Annotated in this window: 12 protein-coding genes and 1 pseudogene; 9 read left to right on the forward strand and 4 right to left on the reverse strand. The window is 54.2% G+C overall.

Going from position 1 to position 13,150, the window contains the following annotated elements; translation table 11 throughout:
• The first annotated feature begins 54 nt into the window (after positions 1-54).
• The 3 genes from E1297_RS28600 to E1297_RS28610 all read left to right on the forward strand — a co-directional run bounded on the left by E1297_RS28600 (position 55) and on the right by E1297_RS28610 (position 2,541).
• Entirely contained in the window at positions 55-366 is a 312-nt protein-coding gene (locus E1297_RS28600) for a YciI family protein (protein ID WP_155144252.1), read from the forward strand.
• A gap of 80 nt (positions 367-446) precedes the next feature.
• Complete coding sequence (locus E1297_RS28605) at positions 447-2,111, forward strand: iron ABC transporter permease (protein ID WP_155144254.1); 1,665 nt, start codon at positions 447-449, stop codon at positions 2,109-2,111.
• A 79-nt stretch (positions 2,112-2,190) separates the two neighbouring features.
• Complete coding sequence (locus tag E1297_RS28610; protein WP_155144256.1) at positions 2,191-2,541, forward strand: DUF2794 domain-containing protein; 351 nt, start codon at positions 2,191-2,193, stop codon at positions 2,539-2,541.
• Here the strand turns inward: E1297_RS28610 and E1297_RS28615 are convergent.
• The 3 genes from E1297_RS28615 to E1297_RS28625 form a co-directional block, all read right to left on the reverse strand.
• Positions 2,538-3,275, reverse strand: coding sequence for a C40 family peptidase (locus E1297_RS28615; RefSeq protein WP_155144257.1), 738 nt, complete (start codon positions 3,273-3,275; stop codon positions 2,538-2,540). The two genes, E1297_RS28610 and E1297_RS28615, sit on opposite strands and share 4 nt — an antisense overlap.
• Positions 3,272-4,654, reverse strand: coding sequence for a M17 family metallopeptidase (locus tag E1297_RS28620; RefSeq protein ID WP_155144259.1), 1,383 nt, complete (start codon positions 4,652-4,654; stop codon positions 3,272-3,274). Before E1297_RS28620 ends, E1297_RS28615 begins: the two co-directional genes overlap by 4 nt.
• 63 nt (positions 4,655-4,717) lie before the next feature.
• Entirely contained in the window at positions 4,718-5,098 is a 381-nt protein-coding gene (locus tag E1297_RS28625; protein WP_209016044.1) for a hypothetical protein, read from the reverse strand.
• Positions 5,099-5,387: 289 nt separating this feature from the next.
• On the opposite strand from E1297_RS28625, the gene E1297_RS28630 reads away from it, so the two are divergent.
• The 6 genes from E1297_RS28630 to E1297_RS28655 all read left to right on the forward strand — a co-directional run bounded on the left by E1297_RS28630 (position 5,388) and on the right by E1297_RS28655 (position 12,079).
• Positions 5,388-5,861 carry a phosphoribosyl-AMP cyclohydrolase gene (locus tag E1297_RS28630; protein ID WP_155144263.1) on the forward strand — a complete coding sequence of 158 codons (474 nt, stop codon included), beginning with the start codon at positions 5,388-5,390 and terminating at the stop codon, positions 5,859-5,861.
• A gap of 133 nt (positions 5,862-5,994) precedes the next feature.
• Positions 5,995-6,531 (forward strand): SRPBCC family protein, encoded by a 537-nt coding sequence (locus tag E1297_RS28635; protein WP_155144265.1) that lies wholly within the window; start codon positions 5,995-5,997, stop codon positions 6,529-6,531.
• Positions 6,532-6,817: 286 nt separating this feature from the next.
• Complete coding sequence (locus tag E1297_RS28640) at positions 6,818-9,415, forward strand: FkbM family methyltransferase (protein ID WP_155144266.1); 2,598 nt, start codon at positions 6,818-6,820, stop codon at positions 9,413-9,415.
• Positions 9,412-10,443 (forward strand): hypothetical protein, encoded by a 1,032-nt coding sequence (locus tag E1297_RS28645; RefSeq protein ID WP_155144268.1) that lies wholly within the window; start codon positions 9,412-9,414, stop codon positions 10,441-10,443. Before E1297_RS28640 ends, E1297_RS28645 begins: the two co-directional genes overlap by 4 nt.
• Positions 10,444-10,522: 79 nt before the next feature.
• Complete coding sequence (locus E1297_RS28650; RefSeq protein WP_155144270.1) at positions 10,523-11,257, forward strand: TylF/MycF/NovP-related O-methyltransferase; 735 nt, start codon at positions 10,523-10,525, stop codon at positions 11,255-11,257.
• A gap of 21 nt (positions 11,258-11,278) precedes the next feature.
• Positions 11,279-12,079 carry a cyclopropane-fatty-acyl-phospholipid synthase family protein gene (locus E1297_RS28655; protein ID WP_155144272.1) on the forward strand — a complete coding sequence of 267 codons (801 nt, stop codon included), beginning with the start codon at positions 11,279-11,281 and terminating at the stop codon, positions 12,077-12,079.
• A gap of 111 nt (positions 12,080-12,190) precedes the next feature.
• Here the strand turns inward: E1297_RS28655 and E1297_RS49915 are convergent.
• Positions 12,191-13,150 (reverse strand): annotated as a pseudogene (locus tag E1297_RS49915) (1,4-beta-glucanase); the annotation flags it as partial.

Below are 13,150 nucleotides of genomic sequence, written 5' to 3' on the forward strand. Positions count from 1 at the left end.
TCAACCGGCAGAACAGCGGGTGCAGACTGTGTACGTCTACACTGGAGAAAGAGCATGACACATATCATCCTGTTCAAGGATAATCCCTCAGCGGATCCGGGCCTTCGTCAGACACACATGGCCAGCCATCTGGATTTCCTGCAGGCCAACCGGGATCGGATTGCAGGCGCCGGGCCACTCTTCAAAACTGCCGGAGAAAGTGCCGGAGGATTGTGGCTGGTCAATGAAGCCAATCCGAATGAAGTAGAGCGGATGATCCGTGAAGATCCGTTCTGGCCCACCGGTTTACGACTGTCCCATCAAGTTTTGCGCTGGAATGTCGTCTTTGCCAATCCTGGGCAACTCAGGACTCAAGATGGTTCCTGAGACGTATTGGCGCTGGAAATTCTGACGAAATTGGTCGAATAAGGCTGAGCAAGGCGCTTGCGCCAAAGTGAACCGGAAGCATGGCCCAGATCGATTATTCAGAAAACGGATCGCGCAATCGCGGCGCTCGGGGTACCCGGTTGTTGGGCGCGTTAGCCTATCTGGTTGCAGCCGCGTGCTTGTTGCCGATGGTTGCGGTGGTGCTTGCGGCGGTGACGGGTGGTACCGACACCGTCTCGCATTTGATGGCAACAGTTATGCCCCGCTATGCGATGACGACGGTAATTCTTGTTGTGCTGGTTGCAGCGGGCACATTTGCCATCGGTGTTGGTGCGGCGTGGCTGGTGACGATGACACGTTTTCCCGGTGTTCGCTTTCTGGAAATCGCATTGGTATTGCCTCTGGCCTTTCCCGCGTACGTGCTTGCCTACGCCTATACGTTCATTCTCGATCATCCGGGCATTGTTCAAACCACGCTTAGACAAGTTATGGGCTGGGGGCCGCGCGACTATTGGTTCCCTGAAATCCGCTCGACCGAGGGTGCGGCAGTGATGCTGATCCTCGTTCTTTACCCCTATGTCTATCTATTGGCCCGCGCCGCTTTTTTGCAGCAAAGCGCGACAGCCTTTCTGGCTGCACGGGCACTGGGCAACAACCCGTGGCAGGCGTTCCGCCGCGTCTCGCTGCCCATGGCACGGCCTGCCATTGCAGGTGGCGTCTTGTTGGCGGTGATGGAGACCATCGCAGATTTCGGAACCGTATCCTATTTCGGCGTTCAGACCTTTGCCACCGGTATCTATACCAGCTGGTTCTCGATGGCGGATCGCGCCGCTGCAGCTCAGCTTGCCCTTTGCCTTTTGGGTTTTGCACTGGTCATGGCTGTGTCCGAGAGGATGCAGCGTGGCAAAGCAAAATATTATCAAACCGGCAAGCAGCACGCGTCCCAACCCGCAGTGCACCTGAAGGGATTGAAGGCCGTATTCGCGTTTGTGTTATGCGTGATGCCGGTATTGCTCGGGTTTCTGTTGCCGGTAGTCATTCTGATCGAAATGGGTTTGGAATCTGAACAGAACCTGCTGTCTAAGCGCTATCTCGGCTTCATCAGAAACTCACTCACCCTTGCGGGCACGGCTGCAGTGGTCACCGTATGCGCCGCAATCTGCATTGGTTTCTTTCAACGACTTAGGCCAGGAAAAGGGTCATCCGCATCGGCTTACATCGCCCGATTGGGATACGCTGTACCCGGTGGTGTGATCGCTGTTGGATTGATGGTGCCGTTTGCCAGCTTCGACAATGCGCTTGATGCCTGGATGCGGGCCACGTTCGATATCTCGACCGGTTTGTTGGTCACTGGTTCAATCTGGCTGCTTGTGGCTGCCTATATGGTGCGCTTTCTGGCAGCAGCTCTCAGCGCGTACGAAGGTGGTCAGAGCACTGTGCATGCAAACATGGATGCGGCGGCGCGCTCTTTGGGGCAATCACCCTTGGGAACGCTGCGAAGGATTCACTTGCCGATCCTCACACCATCATTGCTGACGGCATTGCTGATTGTCTTTGTCGACGTGATGAAGGAACTGCCCGCGACCTTGATCATGCGGCCCTTCAACTTTGATACACTGGCGGTACAGGCCTACCGTTTGGCGTCGGACGAGAGGCTTGAAGGGGCGGCTGTTCCCTCACTGGTTATTCTTGCCGTTGGTCTGTTGCCGGTCATCCTGATTTGCCGTCAGGTTGGACGCAGGTAACAGGGGCAGGCGCTTCAAAAATGCCACACCAATTTGTGACAGGCTTGATTTAAGCGCGGTTTCCGGCAAGGCTAACAGCATGAACATGCAGCCTCCCAGCCGGTTTTCTGCAAGTCCGGCACAGATGCCGGTCGCGTTCGACAGACGCGAAATGTCCCTAATCCTGTCCGTATATGGCCGAATGGTAGCCGCCGGAGAATGGCGAGACTACGGTATCTCGAACCTCCGTGATCTGGCAGTCTTTTCGATCTTTCGCCGCACTGCCGAGCACCCGATCTATCGCGTGGAAAAGCACCCGCGCCTGCGACTGAAACAGGGCATGTATTCGGTCGTGGGGATGGATGGACGTATCCTCAAGCGCGGGCATGATTTGCGGTCGGTACTGCGCGTGCTGGAGCGCAAGCTGATCCGTTCCGTAGACCTTGATTAGAGCCTTTTGTGGGAAGTAACAGGCCCGTCGCCTTGAGAACTGATCCGGGCAATGGCCTCATCCATGGGCTCAAAGGCCACGGCCATGTGATACGCATTGGCGTGAAGCAGCAGGTTTTCCCCAGCAACCCACGCCACGTGGCCTTTCCAGAACAACAAATCTCCGCGTTTTGCAGGTGTGCTTTCGGGTAAATCTTCGCCCAGCGCACGTTCCTGATCACCACTGTCGCCCGGACAAGCAATGCCGCAGGCCAGCAGACCAGCCTGTACCAAACCTGAGCAATCCACGCCAAACCGACTGTTCCCACCCCAAAGATAGGGGGTGCCCAGAAACAGCTCAGCCACCGCGACCGGATCAGTCATCTGCGATCCGGCAGAGGCAAGATGCACTTTGGGAATGAAGCCAAGATCTGTTTCCACGAAACGTTCTGTTTCGGACAATGCCCGTACCTTGCTGCCGAAACTCAATGAGGCCCGATCCGGAGTTTTCATATCAGCTTTGAGATAGGCATGCGTCGCCGGAGCTTTGACGTAATGCGTAACCGATTCCGGCGTTCCCAACACCTCACTGGCGATCCAGCCAGAGTAACCATCTTTGTCAGAGGTAACACGGCTCCAACGATCCAATATCTCGGTAATCGTTATCGTATCGCCATACAGTAGTTGCCGATCCCTTGGACCATTCGGATCGCGCAAAAGATCGACTACGGGTCTGATCACGCGTTGCTTTGTCATAGGCCGAGCATCTCGGGCAATGCGGTCAGCAGCGCGCGCGGGCCTTGACCCAAACCACCTTTGCTGCGCCCGGGTTCCTTGCTGCGCTGCCACGAGTAGATATCGAAATGCATGTACCGGCTGTCACCGGCAAACCGACGCAGGAACAGCGCTGCGGTAATCGATCCGGCGAATCCGCCTGAAGGGGCATTGTCCAGATCGGCAATACCGGGTTCAATCAGGGTCTCGTATGGCTCGTGAAACGGCATCCGCCATACCGGGTCAGCCACCTGCCGGGCCGCGCGAGTCAGTGCATCTGCGGCCCCATCGTCATCCGTGTAAAATGGTGCAAGGTCGGCCCCAACAGCCACACGCGCCGCACCGGTCAGCGTCGCCATTGAGATCACCAGATCCGGGCTTCCTTCATCTGCCAGTGTCAGCGCATCCGCCAAAACCAGACGCCCTTCGGCATCAGTGTTGTTAATCTCAACCGTCAGGCCCTTGCGGGATGTCAGGATATCCCCGGGGCGGAACGCATTTCCTGCGACCGAGTTTTCAACAGCTGGGATCAGCACCCGCAGTTGCAGCGGTAAGTTAAGCGCCATGATCATGCGGGCGAGCCCCAGCACATTCGCGGCCCCGCCCATGTCTTTTTTCATCAAGCCCATAGCGGCGGCAGGTTTCAGATCCAGCCCACCTGTATCGAAACAGACGCCTTTGCCCACAAGCGTCAGTTTAGGTCCGGAAGATCCCCAGTTCATCTCGATCAGGCGTGGTGCCTGTTCTGCCGCGCGGCCCACTGCGTGGATCATCGGAAAATTCCGGTCCAGCAACGCGTCTCCAACAATCACTTCGTAAGAAGCGCCAAACTCTTTGGCCAGAGCCTCAGCAGACGCTTGCAGCTGGTCCGGTCCCATATCCGAGGCAGGGGTGTTGACCAGATCACGGGTCAGCACTTCGGCATTGGCCATTGCCTCGATGCGCGCGGCGTCAATTTCATTGGGCGCAATCAGCGCCGCGCTTGCAGAAGATTGCGAGGCATAGCGATCAAACGCATAAACGGTCATCAGCCAGCCAAAACACTCCATCGCCAGTGCTTCGACCGGAACACCCGATGCAATTCGGTAGGTTCCCTTTGGCAAAGCCTCTGCCGCCGCTGCCAGAGGAAACCGTTTGCGCGAACGTTTTGCTTTGGTTCCATATCCAGCCAATGCAATCTCTGGTGTGCCATCCGCAGCCGGAATCAGCAAAACCTGACCCAGAGCACCGGAAAATCCATTGGTGGTGACCCAGGATTGAATCTGGGCAGGCTGACCCTGCAGCCAGTCTTCGAAATCGTCTTTTGCGATGACATGCAGGGGCAGGGCTGGTTCGTTGGGCGAAGCAAAGGACAGAGTCATGGGTGTCTCGACTGTTTGGATTTGCGCCCAGACTAGCCGCCCATGATCCGCCCGCAACCCCTGTCAGACCGAAAGATCCTGCTGATCCCAAACAGCGGTAAGCGATCCTTCGCCAACGCGGATCAGGCGGTTGAGTGTTGCGCCAATTGCAACCGCATCACCCGCATCCACATTCTGCGCCACATCCCCGGCCACCCGGGCGAGTGCTGTCATTCCGACCTGTTCGGAAATTGCCACCAGCGATTTTGAGCATTTTCGCAATCCGGCCCAATCCCTTTGACGCCAGAAGCGTTCGCAATTTGAAAGACGCACAGCCAGCTCTTCGATGGTTCGGCATAATACGTCCACCGCATTGGTATCACCCAGTTGACGATACAACCCAGCCAAACGATCCGAATCCAGCCGTACGGATTCCTTGTGTTCAATCGTGATAATCTTATCCACCACATTCATCCCAATCTTTCCGCCCCCACGGCGTGGAATAAACCTGTCACAAAATATCTTTGCAAAACCTTGCGTTGGCTTTGGATAATATCTCGAATTTTTGGAGAATTCGGGCTACAGAACCAGACAGCGCAAGTATAGGTGCGCGCGCGTGAACCGTGCGAAGCAAAATGGTTGCGCGCTACCACGCTTGAAACCAAGTGCAGCTTTTGAAGCTGCACCCCTTGTTTTGAAATACACTTGCTGCCAATTACCATGAGATTGACGGCGGACAGGAAGGGATAGGAACATGCCGATAACCACTGATGAACTGGTTGCTGCCCGCAATGCCTGGGGTGAAGGGCTGATCGCCATTTCAAAAGCCTATGAAGAAGGCGGTATCGATGCGGCCCGTCCTGTTGCAGAAGGTGTTCTGGACGCGGCCTACGGATATAATCTGGGATCGGTCCTGTTTAAGCCAACTCTGGCCTCTGGTGACCAGACCTTTCGTCCGACCAAGCATGGCGCACTTGCCTATTTTGTAGGCCATGACGACGAGTATCCGCTTGATGGCGGTTTCGGAATCAAAGGCTGGCGTGAGATGGAAAGCGTGACCTCTGCTTCCTTTGTCGAAGGCGATGTCGGCATGTGGATGGGTAAGGTCATTCTTACAGACAAGAATGGCGACGTGACTCAGGTCGACAAGAGCTTTGGGTACAAGAAAGACTCCGATGGTGTGCTGCGTATCGTGCTGCACCACTCATCGTTGCCCTATCAACCGTAACTCTGACATTGAAACCAATACGGGCGGCCTGAAGCAGGCATCTGACGGTTTTTGAATGGCGTGGATCAGGTCTCTGATTTTGCGCCATTTTTTGTTATGATTGGCGCAGAGCTTTTTGGATCAGGAGCGCGTCATGCGATTCATTAAACGTATTATTGTCACTCTGCTTGTTCTTATTCTGATTCTGGTCGGCGTGTCGTATCTGCTGCCCGGTAAGGCCGAAGTGTCCCGAAGTATCACGATTGATGCGCCCGCCAGTAAGATATTTCCGTATGTAAATTCGATGCAAGAGACCGAAAAGTGGTCGCCCTGGTTGTCGCGCGATCCAGAGACCAAGTTGGCCTATACCGGACCGGACGCAGGTGTGGGAAACACGTTGACTTGGAGTTCGGAACATCCACAGGTGGGAAGTGGAATACAGGAGATCGTTGAAAGCGTCGAAAACCAGACCGTCAAAACCGCGCTTGATTTTGGCGACATGGGAACTGCAGCCGCGTCCTTTACCCTGCAGCCTGAGGGCGATCAGACCAAAGTGACATGGGGCTTCGAATCCGATCTGGGAATGAACCCGATGATGCGCTGGATGGGTTTGATGATGGATGAGTGGGTTGGTTCCGACTACGAGCGTGGTTTGTCCAATCTGAAGACTGTTGTCGAAGGGCAGGGGTGATCGGAAGAGGTGTCTCTTTTTTGTAGCTGCTAAAGTCGAAGCCAATGACGACATCGCTTTGGATGTGTTTTGTCAGCCTATCGTCCAGTCAACTCAAGCACGCCGCGAGAGTTTAATCAGTTTCACAAGGAGTGAGCGGTAGATCGCGTAGTTTTGCGTATCCGCGCGCGTAGATTCTGCTCAATGAAAACTACAGTCTGAAATGAGCAGACCAACTTGTGTTGAAGTGTGTTTCGTTAAACGGTAGTGGGAGGGCAATTTTTCAGCCGACGCCAAGGAGACATCGATGCAGGAACACGTACGGGAAGTCCCCGAACAATCGAGTTCGTCGGTCCAAACGCGCTACGGCCAATTCTACATCCCGAACGGGGTCGACACGATATCAGACTCGCTGCGCCTGTATGGTGAATGGGCTCAATCGGAACTGGATATTCTTTGCGATTTCATCAGTGACGGAGATACGGCCGTCGATGGTGGAGCATGTTATGGTACGCATGCGCGCGCATTTTCGCACAGCGTTGGTCCAGACGGCAAAGTCATCAGCTTTGAACCTTTTTCTGAGAACCGTCAGATTTTGCAATTGAATGCAGATGCCTCTCCGGTGCGCAACATTGATGTGAGGGCAACGGCTCTGGGTGCGGAACCCGGCACGGGGCAGGTTGTCGAAACGTTTGAGGATAATGCTGGCGGCACCAGAGTAACGGCTTGCGAAACAGGTGGTACGCTTACGATGGTGCGCCTCGATGATGAGGTGCAGGGGAAAGTTTCATTTATCAAACTTGACCTTGAGGGCGCTGAGCTGGACGCATTGAAGGGCGCAACCAGAATACTGTCGAAGGACCGGCCCGTTGTGTTTTGTGAAGTGCTGGACGTATCCAGCGGAGCACCGATACACCAGTACATGTCCGAGCAAGGGTATGTTTGCTATGGTCTGAACACGCCGGCGTTTCAATCTGACAACTTCAACGGTTCGAGCGAAGATATCTTCTATGGCGGGACCGAGTGCGGTCTGCTTTTCCTGCCGGCAGACAAGCTTGAGGCGTTTTCAGACCGCGTTGAAAAGCACCTCCTGCCCGAGATCAAAACACTGGATGATCTGGCTTTATTGCTTTTGCAGCAACCGCAGTATTGCCGCACGACGCTTGTGAGCCAGCGTGCGGCAGCCATCCTGGAGGTTCCCAAGGCGCAATATGACATTGCTCGACAGGAATTGGAGTTCGAGCAAAAGACCCGGGATCTTGAGCAGCAAAACTTGGACGACAAGAAAGAAGCTTTTGACCAAGTAGCGGCGCTTCAAGCGAGAATTCATTCCAAAGTTTCTGAACTGACACCATTTTTGGAGCAATGGAAAGAAGAAAGAGAGTATACGACCCGCTTGGCCAAACGCGTCCGAAAGCTGCCTTTTGCATTGTATTTCAGGACAAGTTCCAAGCATCGTCGCGGCACCAGGAAGTTGGTGAAATCGACTGTTTGGCCTCAGGACGCGCTGGCTAAGCTGGCGGAGCTGCAAGGGCTGCTGAGCAGCGCCTCTTCTTCTGCCGCCGGACTCCCAACCCCGTCCGCAGGTCATCGGGCAAAGGTCATCAATGCGATTGCTTCGACCAGTTCCGAGCCGCTTCTGGCACCCTTGCCCGAGCTCATCGAACCTGTGCTTGATGCGCCCAAAATTGCAAGCAAGCTGGCTGAGGGTCGCGATCGGGTTGTTCTTGGCATAGGTCACGACAATTACCGCGAAGTGACTGGCGGCACTCAGATCTGTATTCAAATCGAAGCGGACCGCGCCAATGATGCCGGGCTGGACTATCTGAACATTCACCCTGTGCGGACCTGTAACGCATTGCTGCCCGATGCTGAAACGGAGACTTCGGTCTTTCGTTTGGTCCTGAATGGCGAATGCATCGGGGTCGCACGTTATGATGAATTGATCGCAGCAACCTCGGACCGGGTCGCGGCTGGTCAGAAATTCAGTTCTGTCATCCACCATCTGCAGGGCCACTCACCCGAAGTGATCGCGCAACTTGTTGAGGCAAGTAGTGGAGGAAAAGCACACTTTTGGCTGCATGATTTCTTTGCTGCCTGCCAAAGCTATACACTGATGCGAAACAACCTCAGCTACTGTAGTGCCCCGGACATCGACACGCAGGGATGTACGATCTGCATGTACGGCAAAGGGCGTGCTGATCACATGCAACGTTTTCGGGACTTTTTCGAACGTATCGAAGTCACCGCACTGGCGCCATCGCAGGTCGCAGCAGACATTTGGGTCAAGGCATGTGGCTATAGATTGCAGGATCTGATTGTACAGTCACATACCGTTCTTAAAAGCGAGCCGCGACCGCAACCCTTGCCAACAGTTGGGGATGGGACGCAGGGCGCAGTGAAAATAGCTTTCTTGGGCGCGCCGGTGGCCCACAAGGGATGGAACGATTTCAAAACATTGGTTGAGACCGAAGCCCGCAATCCAGGATTGGAATTCCACTATTTTGGTAAGTCCGATGTAGATCTCGACGTAATTAAACATCAGGTAGATGCGACTGCCAACGAGATCCCGGATGCAATGACGCGGGCTCTTTCTGCAGCGGGTATCGACTTGGTAATTCACTTTGCGCTGTGGCCGGAAACATTTTCGTTGACGACGGCCGAGGCTCTGACAAGTTCGGCTTATGTTGTGACACAGGGGCAATCTGGCAACGTTTCCCATTTGGTCAAATCGACTGGCCGTGGTGTTGTGTTGGACAGCAGCAAAGACCTGTTGGCCTGGGTCAGAAGTGATGCCTGCCAAAAGCTGGCTCAAAAGGCCCGCCAACGCCGCCGCGAGGAGGTGTTGTCATCCGAGTACAGCGACATGGCGATACCCCATCTTCAAATTATGAGCACAAAATGACAGTTCATGCATTTACAAGCTTTTCATTCAGTTATCTTAACCGGGCACGTGTTCTTGCCAGTTCGCTAAGGCGCCAGCATCCGGATTGGGTCATCTGGGCGGTTCTGACGGACCACCCCCCAAAAGGGTTCGAGTATTCTATCGAGCATGAAGACTTCGATCGCCTGGTAACGGCCGATGAATTATATGGCGAAACGACCGAACCCTGGCTGTTTCGCCACGACATCGTAGAAGCCTGCACCGCTGTTAAAGGGCAAGCACTCAAGCATATTATGGATCAGCCCGGGGTTGAGAAAGTCGTCTATTTCGACCCGGATATCGCCGTGTTCTCAACAATGCAGCCTGTTGTCGATTTGCTGGATGACTGGTCGATCGTTCTTACCCCGCATCAGACCACACCAGACACCGAAGAAATGGCTGTGCGCGATAACGAGATCACGTCGTTGCACTACGGTACCTATAACCTTGGGTTCCTGGCTGTTCGCAATGATGAAGAAGCGCGTGCCTTTGCGGATTGGTGGACTGAACGTCTCAATACATGGTGCTATGACCGGCTGGATATCGGCGTGTTCGTGGATCAGAAGTGGTGCAACCTGATTCCCTGTTACTTCGATAACGTGAAGGTTCTGCGGGATCCGGGATACAATGTTGCCAGCTGGAACCTGAGCAAAAGGACGATGTCGGTTTCCCCCGAGGGAGGCCTTTTGATCAATGGCGTGCCACTGCGCTTCTATCATTTTACCAAGCTTGGGCCTGTTGGCTTCACAATGACCGAAAGGTACGCTGAGGGAAATTCCGAAGTTTATGAACTTTGGGCGTGGTATGAGCGTGAGGTCATACGCTTTACTGATCCTGCGATCCCAACGGGTTGGTGGTATTACGGCGTTTTCCAGGATGGTACGAAGATTCCCAAAAAGGCCCGGGAGCTGTACAGGGATAGCGAGGAACTGAGGACAAACTACCCTGATCCATTCAAAGACGGCTATCAGCGTTGGTTGGAGAAAAACACCGACCTGATGCGCCAGTGAAATTGTCCAAAGCTCCTGTTGGATACAACGATACCTGACTAAACCCTTAAACACCTCTCCCCAACGTGATGGTACCCCGATGACACTTCCACCTCGAAAGATCGTATATTCCGAAACACACGATGCGGACCTTGTAGATTATCCGATCCGGGATATCGATGAAAACGAACAGTTCATGGAATTGTTCCTCAAGTCTCGTGATTTCACGATGACGGGCAAGGACGCGATGTTCGCGCTCTACAATGCGTGCAAATATGTGCATTCGGCGGGCATTGCCGGTGACTTTGTCGAATGCGGCACATGGATGGGCGGCAGTGCGATCCTTGCCGGTTTGACGTTCGAGGCACTTGGCAAACCGCGCGATCTTTGGCTCTACGATACCTACGAAGGAATGACTGCTCCGACCGAAGCAGATGTAGATGTCAATGGTGACAGCGCTTCGGCATTGATGGAGACGTTCGGCGACGAAACTGGCTGGTGCTATGCGTCGCTCGATCAGGTGTCCCAGAACTTTGGTGCTGCCGGCCTTTCAACGCAAAACGCGCGTTTTGTAAAAGGTGATGTGATGGAGACGTTGAAGGATCAATTGCCCGAGCAAATCTCGGTCCTGCGCCTCGACACTGACTGGTACGAATCCACTCGGTTCGAACTTGATGTTCTGTACCCGCGGCTGGCACCGGGCGGGGTCCTGATCATCGACGATTATGGCCACTGGTCAGGCTCTCGCAAGGCGACGGACGAATACTTTTCGACAATTCGCGCGCCGATGCTGAACCGGGTGAACGATCAGGTCAGACTCTGCATCAAAATATAAGAACGAAGAAAGGGTATTCTCATGGTTGAATCAACCTTGGATCTCAGGACGCAGATCATACAGGCTGCAGAACAGCTTCCGTCCGAGGACGATCGTGCGAAGTTCTCGTTCATTCCAACGGTTATCGATCAATGGATGACCGAGGCGGGCGGGATTACCGGCAAAAAGATTCTGGATTTCGGGTGCGGCAGTGGTACCTCTGCCGCCGGAGCCGCATTGTTGTTCGATGCCGAGGTTCACGGAGTCGACATTAACAATGAAGCAGAAGCCTGCGCTCCATTCTTGCAGAAGCATTTTGGTGTGGAAGTGCCCGACAGGCTGACCTTTCAGGAGATCGCTCCCGGGGAAACTCCGAACGATGGCCCATTCGACCTTATCTTCAGCTGGTCTGTATTCGAGCATGTAAACAACCGGATTTATCCCTCCATACTTGAGGATCTCTACAATAGGCTAAAGCCGGGCGGACATTTCTTTGTCCAGATTTCACCTTTGTATTTCGCGCCGGAGGGAAGCCACCTTTGGGCAATCGGCTATAACAGATGGGAACATCTCATCTCGCAGACCAGCGATGTACATGATGATGTGAACAACTCGGACCTGAGCGATCAGCACAAGAAATTGTTGTTGGCCATGTTCGATACCCTGAACAGGATCACTGCCGACGATTTGCTGACCCGCTTTAAGGCAGCCGGATTTGAACTGATCCGCGAACAGCGTGATCAGGTAGATTTTGAGCCTCCGGAAGAATTGGTGCGGGCCTATCAGCGTGACGCTTTGAAAACATTCCAAATTGTTGCGCTGTTTCAGAAACCCCTCAGCTGAAAAGGCTTTGCCAGGGTGTCGACAGCCTTTTGATCGAGCCGCCTGAACCCGTGGGGTTTCAGACCAGGTAATCGAGAGAGCAGGGGCGGCGAACCGCCCCTGCCTGACGTTTCAGGCGACAGTGTCAAACCCGAGATCGACTAGCTGGGTCAGCAAGGCGCCATCTTCCTCAAGAAGAGGGCTGTTTGCATCAGCATCCAAATTGGACGGGTTCAGGTCTTCGGCCTGAATGCCCACCAAGGTGGTGACGTTGCCACCATTGCCCAGCACCTCGATCTCAAGATTTCCATCTACCTCGCGGATATCGATCTGATCGCCGGTCAGTGCGTTGAAATCAAAGCTATCTTCGTCAGGATCGAATCCTTCGATCCTGGTCTGAGCACCCCAATTCCAATTGATATCCACAGTATCTGCACCAGCGCCGAGAACGACATTTCCTACTGCAGGTGTTCCAGTTGAGCCACCACCTGAGCTGTCCTCGGAACCCGAGTCTGGGCCAGCGTCTTCATCTTCGTAGATGCTGCCGGTCATATCCCCGGTGCGGGTTTGCGATCCGTCCGTGGTTGCGCCATTTGGGGCAGATGGTGTCAAGAGAACCGTACGGTCGACCAAGGTCACGTCATTCTGATCAAAACCAAAGGGGGTCTCAAGATTATCCTCCATGACCTGATCAAAGTGGAACTCGACCATACCCGGGATCAGATCTGCTTTGGTGACACCGGTGAAGGTAAAGCTCTGACCACTTGGCAGGGATGAGATCACCAACCCCGCGTCGGTATCTTCAACGCTCAGGCGCTCGCGTGTGCCAAAGTAAAGAAAGCTGATCTTCATGGAGGTTGGATCAAAGTTGTCAATAACCTCGGACTGGCCGTATTCATGACTGCGGATGTAGACCGTATCACTTTCGCGCGGTCCAACGCCCTTCTCCCATGAAACGACGCCACCAAGATCCTGGCGCAGATGTTCGTTTCCGACGACGCCAAAGCTGCTGATATCTACATCCTGATACGTCACACCCTGTACGATCTGGGCAGCATCCGACCACGGGCTGTCGATCACAATCTCGCCTGC

The sequence above is a fragment of the Roseibium sp. RKSG952 genome, from assembly GCF_009711355.1.